The organism is Curtobacterium sp. MCBA15_012 (genome assembly GCF_001864935.2).
Classification (GTDB): Bacteria; Actinomycetota; Actinomycetes; order Actinomycetales; family Microbacteriaceae; genus Curtobacterium.
The window spans coordinates 1,115,891-1,131,775 of record NZ_CP126267.1 but is presented as its reverse complement, the minus strand read 5'-3'; the positions used below and the strand labels follow the sequence as shown (position 1 = coordinate 1,131,775).

Here is a 15,885-nt window from a genome sequence, read left to right as displayed (position 1 = left end):
TGATCGAGCCCCGAGGCGCGGAAGCGCCCCGGGGCTCGATCTGTGACTGGTCAGTCTTCGGAGGTGACCTGTGGAGGAGAAGTCCCCCGCGCCTGCAGGCCGGTGGTCCGCGACGACGGACCGTTCGCGGTCAGTGCGCCCGGAACTCGGGCCGCTCCGCGAGCGGGCCGAGGGCGGCGTGGACCGCACCCTTCGCGGAGGCGAGGGACGGGTACGTCCCGCCGCCCGGACCGGATCGTCCGTAGAGCTCGACGTGGAAGCCGTCCGCCGCGCGGTGGATGCTGCCCACCGCGCCGGCCGGTCCGACCGCCACCCAGGTCCCGGTGTTGTCCATCATCGTTCGACCACCTCCTCGTGGCCCCGACGCCCGTGCCTCAGGACGCCAGGATGTACTGACTGTAGGCCTTGCGCACCTTGTTCACCTTGGGCAGCGCCACCGCCATGCAGTAGCCCTGACCGGGGTTCTTCGCGAAGAAGTCCTGGTGGTACTCCTCCGCACGGTAGAAGGTACCCAGCGGCTCGATCGTCGTCACGATGCCGCCGTCCCAGATGTCCGATGCGCGCTCGATCGCCCGCTCGAACAGGGCACGCTGCTCGTCGTCCGCGGGGAACATCGCCGAGCGGTACTGGGTGCCGACGTCGGCCCCCTGGCGGTTGAGCTGGCGCGGGTCGTGGAGCGTGAAGAAGACGTCGAGGATGACCTCGGCCGGGATGACCGACTCGTCGAAGGTCACCGCGACCGCCTCGGCGTGGCCGGTGGCTCCGGTGCACACGGCCTCGTACGACGGGTTCTCCGTCGCGCCGCCGACGTACCCGGACACCACGTCCTGCACACCCTGGAGCGTGCGGTACACGGCGTCGAGACACCAGAAACATCCACCTGCGAGCACGAACGTCGTCATGGGGGTCAACCTACCTTCCTGGGCTCCGAGCGGAGCCGGTACCGGGGTGTACTTCCTCCACAACAGCAGGCGCGGCCGCACTGTTCCCCAGCTGTCCGCCCGGGGCCCGGCGTGTCGGTGGTCGCCCGTACCGTCGGAGCAGACCACGAACGACGACCACCTGGAGGCTCCCGTGCAGCGCACCACCGAACCCGTGTTCCGACTCCGCACGACGCCGGTCGCGCGGAGCCGTGGGGACCTCCGGGTGCTCGACGTGCGGGACGACCTCAGCCGGGTCACCCGCGCCAACGGCGAGATCGTCGGCTACGTGGACCGGCTCGACGTCGCCGGCGGCACCGCATACCGCGCGCGCCGCTACGTGGCGACGGAACGCCGCTTCGTCGAGCTGCCCAACGTCTGGTCCGCGGACGACGCCGTCGACTGCCTGCGCTGGGGATGACCGCGCTGTCGCGGGTCGGGCGGAACGCCGTCCGGCCTCCCCGGAGCCTGACCGTTCCGTGAGTAGGGTTCGCGCATGGACTGGTGGAACGAGCTGACCGACTGGACGTCGTCCGACAACGGGTGGCGGGTGCTGTCCGGAGTGATCATCCCCTTCGTCGCCATCGTCGTGGCCGGCGTCATCGCCGCGCTGATCGGCCGAGGGGCGACCAAGCGGGTCGTGTCGCTGCACGAGCGCGAGAGCCGGTACGCCGCGGTCGCGGCCGTCGTCTCCGCGGCGCGCAAGGCCGCGCGCTGGGGGTCGCTCGGACACGACGAGCGTGCATACGCCGACCACCTCGCCGAGGATGCGGACCTCCGGCTCCGGATGCTCCCCGTCAGCGGCGCACCGCTCGCCGCCGACTGGGCACAGCACGAGATCGCCGACATCAAGAAGAACTCGTCGACGTTCACCTCGCAGGCCGGCCAGTCCCTCGGTGAACTCCAGGACCGCATGCTCGAGTGGCAGGCCCGCCCGAACCGCGCTCGCAAGCTGTTCAAGTCCGACCTCGAGCGGTGGAAGTTCGACTCCCCGGACCCCGATGCCGAGCTCATCGCGCGCCAGCAGGACTGGAACGCCGACCAGGTCGACCGGCGCGACGGCACCGCCGATCGCGGTTCCGACGGCCGTGGTGCACGCACCGCGTCCGCCCAGCAGGATCGACCCGCGCCCACCACCACCTCGCTGCGTCCCACCGCCCAGCCGGGAGGCGCGGCCTCCCCCGTCACGCCGGCTGCGGCCCCAGCATCGTCGGCCGCTCCCCGCGAGGGTTCCGTCCCGTCGTGGAGCCGCGGTGCAGCGTCCGGCGACCAGCGATCCTCGGAGGGGCGTTCCTCCGACCAGGACGAGACCACGCCGATCGGTGACGATTCCGGCAACGCCACCCGCGCGTACGGCGACGGTGCGACGACGCCGTTGTCGGGTGCTCCGGTCCGTCCGCCGCTCGGCTCGCCGCTCGCCTCGCGCTCCCGTGGGACCGACGACGACGAGTCGCGAGCCTCGACCGACGACGGCACGCGGGTGTCGAGTCCCACGTCGGCGGAGTCGCACGTCAACCGCGCCGCAACGCCCGGCTTCGGCGGCACCGGGACCGGGACCGGCGGATCGGATCGCGCCGGTGTGGGCGACCCTGCGTCGAGCCGTGCCGACCACGAGGACACCGACGACTCCCCCTACACGCAGCCGATCAGCGCGAGCGAGCTGCGTCGTCGCGCCGACGACGACGACTGAGTCCCCGCGATCACGAACGAGAGAGGCCGTCATCCCCGGGATGACGGCCTCTCGTCGTCGGTGCCCCCGGCAGGAATCGAACCCGCGGCACGGTGGGTAGAAACCACCTGCTCTATCCACTGAGCTACGGAGGCGGACGGCGACGATCCTACCGCCGAGGTCCGCGGAGGCGCTGCACGAAACCGGGGAGCGGGGGCCGACGCAGCCGCACCGTACGGAGGTGCGGCGGTGTCCGGTGCTCGCGATGCAACCGAGCGGGCACCGGCCTTCGTTCGAGCAGCTCCCCCTCTCCGGCGGAGAACGCGGGCGGCCGGGACTCGGCGCTGCCAGCCGTGCCGATACGGTCCGCGTCCTCGAGTCCGGTCGGGCACCGCCGCGCGCGGCCCCGAGCGGGCGGAACCGGCGCGCTCCTGCACGCCGCTCGCGCTGGAAGAGCCCGCTCGGGCACTCGACCTTCGCCGACGAGTCCCTGCCTCCGCCTCAGGATCCCGAGCGGGCGGAAACGGCATCAAGCCGCCGACGGCCTCGCGGAAAGAGCCCGCTCGCGGAAGCGGCACCACCTCCCCGGCTCGGACGCACCCCGAGCGGGAGGAACGGGCACGCGATCTGCCGCGGGGTGTGCACGAAGCGCCCGCTCGGGGTCCGGCGGAGAGAACGCCGCAGGCGTCGAGGGAGGAGCCCGCTCGGGGAAGCGGGTCCACCTCCCCGGCTCGGACACACCCTGAGCGGGCGGAACGGGCACGCGATCCGCCGCGGAGTGTGCAGGAAGCGCCCGCTCGCGGAAGCGGGCTCGCCTCCCCGGCTCGGACACACCCCGAGCGGGCGGAACGGGCACGCGATCCGCTGCGGGGCGTGCAGGAAGCGCCCGCTCCGGGTGCAGTGGGGAGCCGCTCGCCGCTCGCGCGCGTGTCGCCCGGGCCCGTGCGACGCGCGCCCGGCGCCGCGAACGCCCGGCGCCGCGAACGCCCGGCGCCGCGAACGCCCAGCGCCGCGAGCGCCCGGGCGGCGGACCTCCCGTTCCGGCGGGGTTCGGCGGGCGGCAGCCCCGAGTTCTCCTCCGGGACACCGGCGCTCCGTACCGTCCCGGACATGCGCTCCCCCGGAACCGTCGTCGCCGTGGTGCCGGCCCGCGCGGGGTCGAAGGGTCTGCCGGGCAAGAACCTCCGCACGGTCGGCGGGCGCTCGCTCGTGCGTCGCACCGTCGAGTCGCTGCTGCGCGCCGAGACCGTCGACCTCGTGGTCGTGTCGACCGACGGGGACGCGATCGCGGCCGAGGCGGCCGCCGCCGGGGCACGGGTCGTCCGACGTCCGCCGGAACTGTCCGGCGACGAGGCGTCGTCGGAGTCCGCGGTGCTGCACGTCCTCGACCTCCTGGCGGACGGCGCGCGGGGCGAGGAGAACACGGGCACGGGCACTCCCGTCACCCGGGCGACGCCCCCGCCCTCCTCGATCCCGCCGGCCGTCGTGCTCCTCGTGCAGGCGACCTCGCCGTTCATCGACCCCGCCGACGTCGACACCGCCGTGCGCCGGGTGCGCGACGGTCACGCCGACGCGGTGTTCGCCGCCACGCCCTCGCACGCGTTCCTCTGGCGGACCGCCGAGGACGGCAGCGCCCGCGCGGTGAACCACGACGCCGCCGTCCGACCCCGTCGCCAGGACCGGGAGCCCGAGTACCGCGAGACAGGTGCCTTCTACGCCCTCGCGCACGACCGGTTCCGTGCGACCGGCCACCGGTTCTCGGGGCGGGTGGAGTTCGTCGTGGTCGATCCTCGCGGCGCGGTCGACGTCGACGACGCGGCGGACCTGGAACTCGCGGCCACGCTCGCCGAGCGTCTCGACCGCCCCGACCCACGCGACGACCAGCACCGAGACCAGCTGCCCCCAGCCGAGCAGCACCGAGACCAGCTACCCCCAGCCGAGCAGCCCCGACCCGAACAGCACCGAGACCCGCTGCCCCCAGCCGAGCTGCCCCGGCCCGAACAGCGACCAGCCGGACAACCGCCAGCCCCCTCCGACCGCCCCGCCCCCGCGCGGTGGCCCCTCGCACCGACCCAGAACGGAACGCCATGACCGTCACCATCGGCACGTCCACCATCGGCGCCGGCCACCCCGCGTACCTCATCGGCGAGATCGGCCTGAACCACAACGGCGACGTCGACATCGCCAAACGCCTCGTCGACGTCGCCGCCGACGCCGGCCTGCAGGCCGTCAAGTTCCAGAAGCGCACCCCGGCGATCTCGACCCCGGAGCACATGAAGCAGACCCCGCGGAGCACCCCGTGGGGCGAGATGACCTACCTGGAGTACCGCTACCGCGTCGAGTTCGACCGCGAGCAGTACATCGAGATCGGCGACCACGCGACGATGCGCGGCCTCGACTGGTTCGCGTCGCCCTGGGACGAGCCGAGCGTCGACTTCCTCGAGGACCTCAACGTCGTGGCCTACAAGATCGCGTCGGCGTCGGTCACGGACGTCGCGCTGCTCTCGGCCGTCGCGGCGACGGGCAAGCCGGTGATCCTGTCGACCGGCATGTCGACGCTCGAGCAGATCGACCGCGCGGTCGCCACGCTCGGCACGGACCGGCTGGTGCTCATGCACGCGACGTCCACCTACCCCCTCCCCGCCGAGGAGGCCAACCTCCGCATGATCGACACCCTCGCCGGTCGCTACGCCGGGGTGCCGGTCGGGTACTCGGGCCACGAGCCCGGCCTGCAGATCTCGCTCGCCGCGGTCGCGCTGGGTGCCACCGCGGTCGAGCGGCACATCACGCTCGACCGCACGATGTGGGGCTCGGACCACGCGGCGTCGCTCGAGCCGCACGGACTGCAGACCCTCGCCCGCGACGTCCGGATCATCGAGACCGCGCTCGGCGACGGGGTCAAGCGCATCTTCCCCGGTGAGCGGGCTCCGATGGCGAAGCTGCGCCGCGTCGGCGCGTGAGCGGGGACGCGGCGGACGGGCCGGCCCCGGCGGTCGACCCACCCGACGCGCGTGGTGCGTCACGGGACGGACGGGAGGCGCGCCTCCCGTCCGTCCCGTCGGCTCGCCGACGGCGCGTGGTCGGCCTGGTCGACACCGACTCGTTCGCGAAGTGGGGCGCCCACCTGCTCGCGACCGCCCCCGCGCACTGGGACCTGGAGCTGCTCGTCGTCGACACCCCGCGCTCCGCGAGTCCCGGGCAGCTCCGGGCGGCGTTCCAGGGGCTCGACGGCCGACTCGCGCACCTCGCGGCCGAGCCGCCCCGGCCGGTGCCGGTCGCGGAGGTCGTCGCGCGACTCCGGGCCGAGCCGCCGGACGCGCTGCTCGTGGCGTGCATCGGGCCGGTGGCGGAGCTCGTGATCGACGAGGTGGTCCGCCGGGTCCGTCCCCGTCCGGTCCTGCTGACGGGGCTCCCGGGCATCTCGTTCCCGGCGAAGTGGAAGGGCGTGTTCTTCCGCGCCCGCGCCGACGTGTTCGTCCTGCACAGCCACCGCGAGGTCCGCGCCTACCGCGACCTCGCGCGAGCGGGCGGGATCGAACCGGCGTTCGCCCTCGCGACGTTGCCCTTCGCCCGCTCGCGGCGTGGGTCGTCCCGGACGCAGGACACGGACGACCCCGCAGCTCCTCACGGTGGGGGCGGTCCCCGTCGGGACGCCGTGGTCTTCGCCGCGCAGCCGAGCGTCCCCGCCGACCTCGACGACCGGCGCCGCGTGGTCGGGTGGCTCCTCGCGACCGCCCGGCGACACCCGGAGTGGCGCGTCGTCGTGAAGGTCCGCGCGGCTGCCGGCGAGCACCAGACCCACCGGGAGCAGTACCCCTACCCGGAGCTGCTGCCCGACGACCGGCCGGCGAACCTCGTCGTGGCGAGCGGTCCGATGGCTCGGCACCTCGACCGTGCGGTGGCGCTCGTGACGATCAGCTCGACCGCGGTCCTCGAGGCCGTGGCGCGCGGCGTCCCGGCCCTGACACTGACGGACTTCGGGGTGTCGCGGTCCCTCATCAACGAGGTGTTCGTGGACAGCGGGCTCGAGGGCGACGCGATCGACCTGGTGGACGGGCGGTTCGGGACGGTCCGCCCGGAGTGGTTGCACGACAACCACTTCCACCCGCCCGGCGACGACGACTGGTCCGACCGGGCAGAGGCGCTGATGACCGCACGCGACTCCGGTGGGCTGGTCGATCGTCCGGCGGCACGGCGGAGTCGAGGCGGGGCGCTGCGCCGGTCCTGGGAGCGGCGGCACGCGCTCGGGTCGGCGGACCGGTCGGTGGCCGGCCTCGTGGCGCTGCTCGTCGGGACGCCGGTGCGCGCGCTGAAGCGGATCGCTCGACGTGCGCGGCGGACGGTGGCGCCCCCGACGGTGCCGGTCGTGCTGCCGCCACGCTCCCAGCGCGAGCTGCGGGGCGGGGACGACCACGGCCCTGGGCCGGGCCGCACGGACGGTGCGAGCGATGCGGCGGGGGTGGGACGCGCCTCCCGACCGGCACCGCACGACCGGGTGACCGACGTGGCGGGGGCGGGACGCGCCTCCGGACCGGTCGTCGGCCGGACGACGGACTAGAGCGCCTTCGCGACCGCGAGCAGCAGCTGGTCGCGCGAGGGGACCCCGGGCGAGCGGAAGACCTCGGTGCCGTCGTCCCGTCGGACGATGATCGTCGGCGTCGACCGGATGTCGAGCGTCTCGGCGGTCTCGGGGTGCGCGGCCACGTCGCGTTCGTGGACCCGGAGGCCGGGGACCAGGGCCGCGGCCTCACCGGTCACGCGACGGGCGGCCGCGCACGGGGCACAGAAGGCGGAGGTCCAGAGGTCGAGCTGCACGCGGGCTGCAACGCGGCGAGCGCCGCGTGCACTCCCGATCGGCTCGGGGCACGCGGCGCTCGCGGGGTGGTGCGGGTGGGACTACTCGCGGTCGAACTCGCCGCTGCGGTCGCCGCGGTCCTGCAGGTCGTCGACCGGGTCGGAGTCTCCGGGGGCGTACTCGTACTCGACGGAGGTCTGGTCGAGGACCTGGCGGGTCTTCGTCGCCTTGTACGCGAAGGCGGTCTGGAGGCCCTCGAGGTCGGCGTAGACGGTGACCTCGTCGTCGATCGCGTCGCTCGTCGCGGTGCGGGTGTCGGTCGTCCCGTCGAAGGGCCCGCCGTGGAAGATCGCGGTGTACTCGTCGCCCTCGTGGATCGTGATGTCACTCATGCATCCCTTGTACCAGGGGGCGCCTGTTGACGGATGCATAGCCCGGCTATACAGTTCCGGCATGGAACAAAATCGGGCTGCCACGATCGAGACGCTGCTCGTGTCCGTGAACCGGCTCATCCGGGCTGCGGCGCAGGCGACGGGCAACCCCACGTCCGCCGCCGTGTGGCGGACGCTCGGGATCCTCGAGACCGACGAGCGACTGCGGATCGGCGAACTCGCCGCGCTGTCCCGCGTCGCGCAGCCCACCATGACGAAGCTCGTCGCGTCCATGCACGCCGACGGCCTGGTCACCCGGACCGTCGACCCCGACGACTCCCGCGGGCAGCGCATCGCGATCACCCCCGCCGGGCACGACCGGCTCGCCACCTGGCGCGCCACGATCACCGAGACCGTCGGGCCCGTGTTCGCCGACCTCGACGACGACGAGTGGGCCACCCTGCGGGACGCGGCCCACGTGCTCGCATCGCGCACCGCCGCCCACACCCTCACCACCACCAGAACGGAGACCACCGCGTGAACGCCCACGCACCCGCTGCGTCCGGCAGCATCCTCAAGCAGTCGTCCGCGGTCTGGGCGATCGCCTTCGCCTGCGTCGTCGCCTTCATGGGCATCGGCCTCGTCGACCCGATCCTCCCCGCGATCGCCGACTCCCTGCACGCCACCGCGGCGCAGACCGAACTGCTCTTCACGAGCTACCTCGCGGTCACCGGTGTCGCCATGTTCTTCACGAGCTGGGTCTCGAGCCGCATCGGCGCGAAGAACACCCTGCTCATCGGCCTCGCGCTCATCGTCGTGTTCTCGGTGCTCGCCGCGACCTCGGGCAGTGTCTGGAACATCATCGGCTTCCGCGCCGGGTGGGGCCTCGGCAACGCGCTCTTCATCTCCACCGCGCTCGCCACGATCGTCGGTGCGGCATCCGGCGGGACCGCCTCGGCGATCATCCTGTACGAGGCCGCGCTCGGCCTCGGCATCGCGGTCGGCCCGCTCGTCGGTGGCCTGCTCGGCTCGGTGAGCTGGCGCGGACCGTTCTTCGGCGTGACCACCCTCATGGCGATCGCGTTCATCGCGGTGGTGGTGCTGCTCAAGTCCTCCGGCCTGGAGCAGCCGACCCCGACGAAGCTCTCCGCCCCGTTCCGCGCCCTCGGTCGACCGGCGCTCGCCGCGCTCGCCGTCACCGCGCTCTTCTACAACATCGGCTTCTTCGTCCTGCTCGCCTACACGCCGTTCCCGCTCGGCTTCGGCGCGCTCGGCATCGGCTTCACGTTCTTCGGGTGGGGCGTCGGACTCGCGATCACCTCGGTCTGGGTCGCGCCGATGCTGACCGCGCGGATGCGCCGCACGACCGTGCTCAAGATCGCGCTGCCGCTGCTCGCGCTCGACCTGTTCGCCGCCGCCGTCGTGGTGCGGTCCCAGCCCGGCCTGATCGTCTGCGTGGTGATCGGCGGACTCGTGCTCGGGGTCCTGAACACCGTGCTCACCGAGTGCGTCATGGAGGCGACGGACCTCCCCCGCTCGGTCGCGTCGAGCGCGTACTCCGCCGTGCGGTTCATCGGCGGCGCCATCGCCCCGCCCGTCGCGACCCTGCTGGCCGACGACTTCTCGCCGAGTGCGGCGTACGTGTTCGCGGGGGTCTCCGTGGCGATCGCGTTCGTGGTGGTCGCGCTGACCACCAAGGTGCTGCGGCGCGTGGACGAGGGCGCGGCGCCCGAGCCCGAGCGCGTCGAGGCCGAGGCGATCTCGGCGGGCGAGATGCTCTGACGCGGAGCGGCCCGGTCGGGCGGCCCGGGGTGCTTCGGCGCTGCGGGCCGTTCGTGTGTGGGGGGGGTCGAGCGGGCGCGGGCGAGGCGCGAGCAGGCGCGAGGCGCGAGCAGGCGCGAGGCGCGAGCGGGCGCGAGGCGCGAGCGGGCGCGAGCGGGCGCGAGCGGGCGATGTGTGCATGGACCGCCTGGCGGCGGTCGCTGGATTCGCCCGCTCGGCTCGGGGCGCCGTGCGCCGGAGCGGGGCGCGGTGCGGTCTGCGGGGGTGCGGTGCGCGGGGCACGGAGCACGGGGCACGCACGCGAGCGGGCGATGTGTGCAGGCCTTGCCCGTCGTTGGTGTGCGGATTCGCCCGCTCGCCCGGACCTGCGCGGGCGTCGGAGCGGAGGCACGCGCCACCTCCGCCACGCCCGTCACCGACCGCGCACGCCCGGCCGGACGCCTCCAGACGGGAGGCGCAACCCACCTCCGCCTCGCCCGTCACCGATCGCGGGCTCCCGGCACGACGCCGCGAGACGGGAGGCGCAACCCACCTCCGCCTCGCCCGTCACCGATCGCGGGCTCCCGGCACGACGCCGCGAGCGGGCGAAGTCGTCGCGCCCACGCCGGACTCCGTGCACACATCGCCCGCCCGAGTCACCGCACCGGCCGATGCGCATGGCTGCCGGACTGCCGGGCTGCCGGACCGATGGGGCGGGCAGCGCAGCCAGTGGGGGCGACGCCGAGCGGGCCGGCAGTCCACAGGGCATGCACCGGGCGCAGCAGCGTCACACCCGCGGAATAGGATCGTCGGCATGGCAACTGCGAACGACCGCCTCGTCTGGATCGACTGCGAGATGACGGGCCTCGACGTCGCTGTCGACGAACTCGTCGAGGTCGCGGTCGTCATCACCGACTTCGACCTCACCCCGGTGCACCCGGGCTTCGACATCGTCATCAAGCCCGACCAGTCCGCGCTCGACAACATGAACGAGTTCGTCACGAAGATGCACGAGACGTCGGGCCTCAGCGATGAGATCCCGAACGGCGTCTCGCTCGCCGACGCCGAGTACCAGGTGCTCGAGTACATCCTCCAGCACGTCCCGGCAGCCGGGACCGCGCCGCTGGCCGGCAACACGATCGGGACCGACCGCGCCTTCCTGGCCAAGTACATGCCGCGCGTCGACGGTCACCTGCACTACCGCAGCGTCGACGTGTCCAGCATCAAGGAACTCTGCCGCCGGTGGTTCCCCCGCGTGTACTTCAACGCACCGGAGAAGCACGGCGGCCACCGCGCCCTCGCCGACATCCTCGAGTCGATCCGCGAGCTCGAGTACTACCGCCGCGCCGGGTTCGTCGCCGAGCCGGGCCCGACCACCGAGGACGTCCGGGCCGTCGCAGCCGAGGTCGTCGAGCAGTGGGAACCGCGGCTCGCGCAGCCCGCCGCCGAGTAGTGGTCCACAGCGCCGCCAGCGTGTACTACTATTGAGTGGTCGCCCGGGTAGCCCCGGAGCGAACATGGTGGATATAGCTCAGTTGGTAGAGCGCCTGGTTGTGGTCTAGGAGGTCGCGGGTTCGAGACCCGTTATTCACCCCGTACGAGAAGGCCCCCGTCGCGAGACGGGGGCCTTCTTCGTTCACTGCGAACCCGGGCCGATCCACGTTGCGCGCCACGCGGGCAGCTCGCCGACCCCACGGAACCGCGGCGCTCGCGCACCGACCTCCCGACCAGCCCGCTGTGCGACGATCGACGCGTGATGGAGATGTCCGCCGACGAGTTCGAGCAACTCGTGACCGACGAACTCGACCTGCTCCCCGACGAGATGGTCGACGGCCTCGACAACGTCGTCTTCGTCGTCGAGGACGAGCCCGAGGACGGTGCCGAGCTGTTCGGCGTCTACGAGGGGGTCGCCGCAACCGAGCGCGGCCAGTACGGCTTCGGTGAGCTCCCGGACCGGATCGTCGTGTTCCGGAAGCAGCACCTCGCCGAGTGCGACACCGTCGAGGAACTCCGTGACGAGGTGCACACCACCCTGGTGCACGAGATCGGCCACTTCTACGGCATCGACGACGAACGCCTCCACGAACTCGGCTGGGCGTAGCCCGACACCCAGGCACGACCGCAGCACGCCGGATGAACGACGAACAGCGCCGCACGCCGGACGAACGACGAACACCGCCGCACGCCGGACGAACGACGAACACCGCCGCACCCTGGACGCCTCAGGTCCGGACGACCACGTCCGCGAGTGACGCCGGGTCCTCCGCCGCGATGAACGCCGCCTCCTGCGCCGCCCACCGGTCCCACTCCCGCGCGAACACCTCGCCGTCGCGGCCGATGGCCCGCTCGTGCCGGACCGCGTCGTCGGCCTCGAGCCAGACACGCAGCGATGCCAGCGGAGCCGACCGCCGGGACAGGGCACCGCACCCCTCGACGATGAGCGGGCCGGCCGGGCCCACCGGCACCCACTCGGCCGGACGGGACGCTGCCCAGTCCCAGCGGCGGTACCCGGAGGGTGCGCCGAGGACCTGGTCGACGACCGCGTCCGATGCGGCGCGGAGACCGTCCCAGCCCGGGTAGACGTCGTCGAGGTGCACGACGGTCGCACCGAGCCGCGCCCCGAGGGCTCGCCCGAGAGTCGTCTTGCCGGTGCCGGACCGCCCGTCGACGAGGACGACGAGGCGCCCCACCGGCCCGGTACCGGCCGCCGACGCCGCCTCGACGAGCTCGTCCACCAACCCGGGAACGGGCCCGGGTCCAGGTCCGGACCCCAACCCGGGAACGGGCCCGGGTCCAGGTCCGGACCCCAACCCGGGAACGGGCCCGGGTCCAGGTCCGGACCCCAACCCGGGCAAGGGCCCCGGCCCAGGCACGGACCCCACCCCGGGCACGGACACCGACCCGGTCACGAGCTCCGACCCGATCGCCGACGCCGTCCAGCCCAGGGACGCCAGCGCATCCGACGCAGGCGCGCCGGACACCCCAGCCGCCCCACCCGCGACGCCCCGCACCACGTCCCCCTCAGACACGCCACACCCCCGCCGCGACGGACACCCCGATCGACACCGCCCCGACCCCGGCGAGCACCGCCAGCATCGCCCACTCCGGTCCGGCGAACCGCGCCGCCCGAGCCCACGTCCGCCGACCCGGCGCGCCGAACCCCCGCGACTCCATCGCGACCGCGAGGGTCGTCGCACGCCGCAGCGCCAGGACGAGCAACGCGAACGCCATCGACGCACCGCGTCGCAGCCGCCCGGTGTCCGCGACCCCGCGAGCACGCCGCGCGGCGCCGAGCTGGCGCCAGTCGTCGCCCAGCAGCGTCATCATCCGGATCGCGGCGAGCGCGCCGAGCACGAAGCGCGCCGGCAGCCGGAGGAGCTGCGCGAGCCCGTCCGCCAGGTCGGTGGGGTCGGCCCGGACGAACAGCGCGACGGCGGGCAGCCCCACGGCGAGGACCCGGAGGGCGGTCGCGAGCGCGAGTCCGAGCGACCCGTCCGTGACGTGCGCGAAGCCGAGGTCGAACCACTCCCGCCCCGACGGCCGTCCGTACAGCGCGATGCTCAGGGCGGTCAGCGGCACGGCGGCCAGGAGCGGCGCGGTCCGCAGCAGCAGGGTCCGCCACGGCAGGCGGAGGAGCGGGAGCAGCAGGACCTCGAGCGCGAGGGCGACCGCCGCCGACACCACGTCGAGGCTGAGGACCAGGCACGTCCCGAGTGCGAGCACCCCGAGCAGCGACGCGACGGGCTGCACCCCGCGGATGCCGCGGGGTCGGACGGGAGGCGCGGCTCGCGTCCCGGACACCGGCTCGCCGCCGCCGGTGGTCGCCCCCACCGCCGTGCCCACCTCGTCCGCGGAACGGCCGGGAGCGCGCACGGGCGCAGCTGCGGACGCGGGTGCCTCGGCGGCACCGGCACCAGCACCGGCCACGCCCTCGGGCCCCGCCGTCCCGAGGCCGGCCGGTCGCAGCCCGTCCTCCCCGAGCACGACCTCGTCCGCGTCGAGCGCCCGGACGAGGTCACGGTCGTGCGTCACCGCCACGATCGCGGTCCCGGCGTCGGCGAGCGCACCGAGCCGGTCGACCACGGCCTGCCAGGTGGCCCGGTCCTGACCGGACGTCGGTTCGTCGAGCACGAGGACCGACGGCTCCGCGGCGAGCACCGTGCCGATCGCGAGGCGCCGCTGCTCACCACCCGAGAGCGTGAACGGGTTGGCGTCGGCGAGGTGCTGCAGCCCGAGGTCGTCGAGGACCCGCTGCACCCGCTCGTCGACGTCCGTCCGGCCGAGGGCTCGCGGACCGGTGGCGAGTTCCTCGCGGACCGTCCGGGCGACGAACTGGTGCTCGGGGTCCTGGAACACGGTGCCGATGCGTGCGGCGAGCTCGCGACTGGTCCACGCCGACGGAGCAGGTCCGACGGAGCCCTGCCCGGCGCCGTCGCCGCCCCGCAGCGTGTCGGTCGCGGCGAGCGACCCGGCGGCCGGCGGCAGCAGGCCCGCGAGCGTCAGCCCGAGCGTCGACTTGCCGACGCCGTTCGGGCCGGTGATCGCGAGGACTCGTCCGGCTCGGACCTCGAGGTCGATGCCCGTGCCGACCGGGTGGTGTCGGCCCCGTGCGGTGCCGAGGTCGCGCGCGACGAGCAGCGGCGCACCGAGGACACCCCCGGAGGCTCCCGCCCCGGACAGCCGGAGCACCGCGCCACCGGACCGCGCCGCACCACCCGACCGCGCCGATCCCCGCGCCGGCTCCGACCCGGGCACCCACACGCCGGCCGCGCCGAGCGCCGCACCGTGCTCGGCGAGCACCTCCGCGGGCGGCCCGTCGGCGACGACCCCGCCCTCGGGCTCGAGCAGCACGAGCCGGTCGACCAGGTCGAGCCACGTGCCGATCCGGTGTTCGACGACGAGCAGGGTGGCGCCGGTCTCGTCGAGCACGGCCCGGACCGCGTCGTGGACCTGGGCGACCCCCGCGGGATCGAGGTTGGCGCACGGCTCGTCGAGGACGAGGGCGCCCGGACGCATCGCCAGCACGCCGGCGAGGGCGAGCCGCTGCCGCTGCCCGCCGGACAGCGCGGTCGTCGAGCGGTCGAGCGGCAGGTCCAGTCCGACGACGTCGAGCGCGTGGCGTACCCGGCGCCAGGTCTCGTCGCGCGGGACACCGGTGTTCTCGCAGCCGAAGGCCACGTCGTCCCCGACCCGCGACATCACGGTGTGCGCCTCGGGGTCCTGCATGACGAGGCCGACACGCCCGCGCACCGATCCGGGCGGCCGGTCGTCGACGAGCACCGTGCCCTGCACCGCGGCTGCGGTGTCGTCGTCGGGGTCGGGTTCGTCGGGCAGCACGGCGGCGACCGCACGCAGCAGCGTCGACTTCCCCGCGCCGGACGGCCCGACGACGGCGACGCGCTCCCCCGGGCGGACCACCAGGTCGACGCCGCGCACGGCCCACCTGTCGCGCGCCGCGTAGCGCCAGCCCCAGTCACGGAACTCGATGCCGGCCGCGCCGCTCGACCCGGAGGGCGCACCCACGGCCTCGACGGCGCCGGCGTCCGCGGGCCCCGCCGCGGTGTGACCGGCGCCCGCGGACACGGTCGTCACGCTCGGGAGGCCGCGCTCGACCGCTTGGTGTGCTCGCGTCCCGCGGCGAACTGCGACAGCACCCCGGTGGCGGCGAGCGCCCGCACGACCAGCCACGACCCGGCACCGGCGATGACCGCGCCGGAGACGATGCCGCAGACGACGTAGACGACCTTGAAGCCGGCGTCCAGGCCCGGGTACCAGAGCACCGTGTCGTTCAGGCCCATCGCGAGGCCGGCTGCGGCGCCTGCGAGGACGACCACGGGCAGGCGGTAGGCGCGGTACAGGAACAGCGCGAGGACGAGTTCGGCGCCGAGGCCCTGGACGAGTCCGGCCTCGAGGGTGAGCCATCCCCACTGGGTGCCGAGCAGCGCCTCGACCGAGGCAGCGACGATCTCGGCGTACAGTGCGGCGCCGGGCTTCCGCACGATGATCGCGACGACCGGTCCGGCGAGCAACCAGACGCCGCCGAACAGCGACTGCGAGCCCGGCAGGACGAGCGCGCTCACGGTGCTGAGGGGCTCGTAGCCGAACTCCCAGAGCTTGAAGACGACGCCGATGGCGACCGCGAGGACGCTCGCGACGACGATGTCGACGACGCGCCAGCGCAGCGAGCGCCCGGTCGTCGTGGACGGTGCGGTGGACTGCATGGTTGCAGGCATGGTGCTGACTCCTCCCTGCGCCGGCATGATCCGGATCAGGTTCGACGGTCGGAGCGCCGTTCGCTCCCTCTCAGCCCGGTGGACCCGGACTCCCGTGTGTGTAGGCGTCAGTCTAGACGCGCGCCGGTCGCGCGCC

Annotated in this window: 16 protein-coding genes, 2 tRNA genes and 1 riboswitch; of the genes, 10 read left to right on the top strand and 8 right to left on the bottom strand. The window is 74.0% G+C overall.

Annotated elements, in window-relative coordinates:
- Window positions 1-130: 130 nt before the first annotated feature.
- The gene (locus QOL15_RS05190; RefSeq protein WP_065960133.1) at window positions 131-337 is read right to left on the bottom strand and encodes a hypothetical protein; all 207 of its coding nucleotides are present in this window, start codon (window positions 335-337) and stop codon (window positions 131-133) included.
- A 37-nt stretch (window positions 338-374) separates the two neighbouring features.
- Entirely contained in the window at window positions 375-902 is a 528-nt protein-coding gene (gene msrA, locus QOL15_RS05185) for a peptide-methionine (S)-S-oxide reductase MsrA (RefSeq protein WP_065960131.1), read from the bottom strand.
- Between the two features lie 172 nt (window positions 903-1,074).
- Here msrA and QOL15_RS05180 point away from each other — a divergent pair, with 172 nt between their 5' ends.
- Together QOL15_RS05180 and QOL15_RS05175 are read left to right on the top strand one after the other, a co-directional pair.
- Window positions 1,075-1,341 carry a hypothetical protein gene (locus QOL15_RS05180; protein ID WP_083230028.1) on the top strand — a complete coding sequence of 89 codons (267 nt, stop codon included), beginning with the start codon at window positions 1,075-1,077 and terminating at the stop codon, window positions 1,339-1,341.
- A 75-nt stretch (window positions 1,342-1,416) separates the two neighbouring features.
- A complete protein-coding gene (locus tag QOL15_RS05175) occupies window positions 1,417-2,610 on the top strand; it encodes a hypothetical protein (RefSeq protein ID WP_071245778.1) in 1,194 nt (397 codons plus the stop codon).
- Window positions 2,611-2,671: 61 nt separating this feature from the next.
- On the opposite strand, the gene QOL15_RS05170 is transcribed toward QOL15_RS05175, so the two are convergent.
- Window positions 2,672-2,744 (bottom strand) — tRNA-Arg (locus QOL15_RS05170).
- 955 nt (window positions 2,745-3,699) lie between these two features.
- On the opposite strand from QOL15_RS05170, the gene QOL15_RS05165 reads away from it, so the two are divergent.
- The 3 genes from QOL15_RS05165 to QOL15_RS05155 all read left to right on the top strand — a co-directional run bounded on the left by QOL15_RS05165 (window position 3,700) and on the right by QOL15_RS05155 (window position 7,147).
- A complete protein-coding gene (locus QOL15_RS05165; RefSeq protein ID WP_071245776.1) occupies window positions 3,700-4,680 on the top strand; it encodes a cytidylyltransferase domain-containing protein in 981 nt (326 codons plus the stop codon).
- The gene (locus QOL15_RS05160) at window positions 4,677-5,549 is read left to right on the top strand and encodes an N-acetylneuraminate synthase family protein (RefSeq protein ID WP_065960126.1); all 873 of its coding nucleotides are present in this window, start codon (window positions 4,677-4,679) and stop codon (window positions 5,547-5,549) included. The genes QOL15_RS05165 and QOL15_RS05160 overlap by 4 nt, the downstream gene beginning before the upstream one ends.
- A gap of 116 nt (window positions 5,550-5,665) precedes the next feature.
- A complete protein-coding gene (locus QOL15_RS05155; RefSeq protein WP_071245774.1) occupies window positions 5,666-7,147 on the top strand; it encodes a DUF6716 putative glycosyltransferase in 1,482 nt (493 codons plus the stop codon).
- On the opposite strand, the gene QOL15_RS05150 is transcribed toward QOL15_RS05155, so the two are convergent.
- Together QOL15_RS05150 and QOL15_RS05145 are read right to left on the bottom strand one after the other, a co-directional pair.
- Window positions 7,144-7,404, bottom strand: a complete 261-nt coding sequence (locus tag QOL15_RS05150) for a co-chaperone YbbN (RefSeq protein ID WP_083230027.1) — start codon at window positions 7,402-7,404, stop codon at window positions 7,144-7,146. The two genes, QOL15_RS05155 and QOL15_RS05150, sit on opposite strands and share 4 nt — an antisense overlap.
- An 81-nt stretch (window positions 7,405-7,485) precedes the next feature.
- Entirely contained in the window at window positions 7,486-7,776 is a 291-nt protein-coding gene (locus tag QOL15_RS05145) for a hypothetical protein (RefSeq protein WP_071245771.1), read from the bottom strand.
- Window positions 7,777-7,837: 61 nt separating this feature from the next.
- Here QOL15_RS05145 and QOL15_RS05140 point away from each other — a divergent pair, with 61 nt between their 5' ends.
- From QOL15_RS05140 to QOL15_RS05120, 5 genes are all read left to right on the top strand, one after another.
- Window positions 7,838-8,296, top strand: a complete 459-nt coding sequence (locus QOL15_RS05140; protein ID WP_071245769.1) for a MarR family winged helix-turn-helix transcriptional regulator — start codon at window positions 7,838-7,840, stop codon at window positions 8,294-8,296.
- Entirely contained in the window at window positions 8,293-9,537 is a 1,245-nt protein-coding gene (locus tag QOL15_RS05135) for an MFS transporter (RefSeq protein WP_065960114.1), read from the top strand. Before QOL15_RS05140 ends, QOL15_RS05135 begins: the two co-directional genes overlap by 4 nt.
- A gap of 793 nt (window positions 9,538-10,330) precedes the next feature.
- Window positions 10,331-10,969 carry an oligoribonuclease gene (gene orn, locus QOL15_RS05130; RefSeq protein ID WP_065960113.1) on the top strand — a complete coding sequence of 213 codons (639 nt, stop codon included), beginning with the start codon at window positions 10,331-10,333 and terminating at the stop codon, window positions 10,967-10,969.
- 67 nt (window positions 10,970-11,036) lie between these two features.
- Window positions 11,037-11,109: transfer RNA gene (locus QOL15_RS05125), tRNA-His, on the top strand.
- A 163-nt stretch (window positions 11,110-11,272) separates the two neighbouring features.
- Window positions 11,273-11,617, top strand: coding sequence for a metallopeptidase family protein (locus QOL15_RS05120; RefSeq protein WP_065960110.1), 345 nt, complete (start codon window positions 11,273-11,275; stop codon window positions 11,615-11,617).
- Window positions 11,618-11,738: 121 nt separating this feature from the next.
- Here QOL15_RS05120 and QOL15_RS05115 read toward each other — a convergent pair whose 3' ends face one another.
- The 3 genes from QOL15_RS05115 to QOL15_RS05105 all read right to left on the bottom strand — a co-directional run bounded on the left by QOL15_RS05115 (window position 11,739) and on the right by QOL15_RS05105 (window position 15,749).
- Entirely contained in the window at window positions 11,739-12,251 is a 513-nt protein-coding gene (locus tag QOL15_RS05115; protein WP_253181546.1) for an ATP-binding protein, read from the bottom strand.
- 286 nt (window positions 12,252-12,537) lie between these two features.
- Window positions 12,538-15,099 carry an ATP-binding cassette domain-containing protein gene (locus QOL15_RS05110; protein ID WP_217641023.1) on the bottom strand — a complete coding sequence of 854 codons (2,562 nt, stop codon included), beginning with the start codon at window positions 15,097-15,099 and terminating at the stop codon, window positions 12,538-12,540.
- 5 nt (window positions 15,100-15,104) lie between these two features.
- Window positions 15,105-15,749: an ECF transporter S component gene (locus QOL15_RS05105; protein WP_254784170.1), complete on the bottom strand. Its 645-nt coding sequence runs from the start codon at window positions 15,747-15,749 to the stop codon at window positions 15,105-15,107.
- Window positions 15,744-15,855: riboswitch (TPP riboswitch) on the bottom strand. Its footprint overlaps the gene before it by 6 nt.
- Window positions 15,856-15,885 lie beyond the last annotated feature (30 nt).

Coding starts and splice junctions, on each gene's coding strand:
- orn (WP_065960113.1), top strand. CDS start 10,331: ATGGCAACTGCGAACGACCGCCTCGTCTGGATCGACTGCGAGATGACG.
- QOL15_RS05165 (WP_071245776.1), top strand. CDS start 3,700: ATGCGCTCCCCCGGAACCGTCGTCGCCGTGGTGCCGGCCCGCGCGGGG.
- QOL15_RS05120 (WP_065960110.1), top strand. CDS start 11,273: ATGGAGATGTCCGCCGACGAGTTCGAGCAACTCGTGACCGACGAACTC.
- QOL15_RS05145 (WP_071245771.1), bottom strand. CDS start 7,776: ATGAGTGACATCACGATCCACGAGGGCGACGAGTACACCGCGATCTTC.
- QOL15_RS05140 (WP_071245769.1), top strand. CDS start 7,838: ATGGAACAAAATCGGGCTGCCACGATCGAGACGCTGCTCGTGTCCGTG.
- QOL15_RS05160 (WP_065960126.1), top strand. CDS start 4,677: ATGACCGTCACCATCGGCACGTCCACCATCGGCGCCGGCCACCCCGCG.
- msrA (WP_065960131.1), bottom strand. CDS start 902: ATGACGACGTTCGTGCTCGCAGGTGGATGTTTCTGGTGTCTCGACGCC.
- QOL15_RS05190 (WP_065960133.1), bottom strand. CDS start 337: ATGATGGACAACACCGGGACCTGGGTGGCGGTCGGACCGGCCGGCGCG.
- QOL15_RS05175 (WP_071245778.1), top strand. CDS start 1,417: ATGGACTGGTGGAACGAGCTGACCGACTGGACGTCGTCCGACAACGGG.
- QOL15_RS05105 (WP_254784170.1), bottom strand. CDS start 15,749: ATGCCTGCAACCATGCAGTCCACCGCACCGTCCACGACGACCGGGCGC.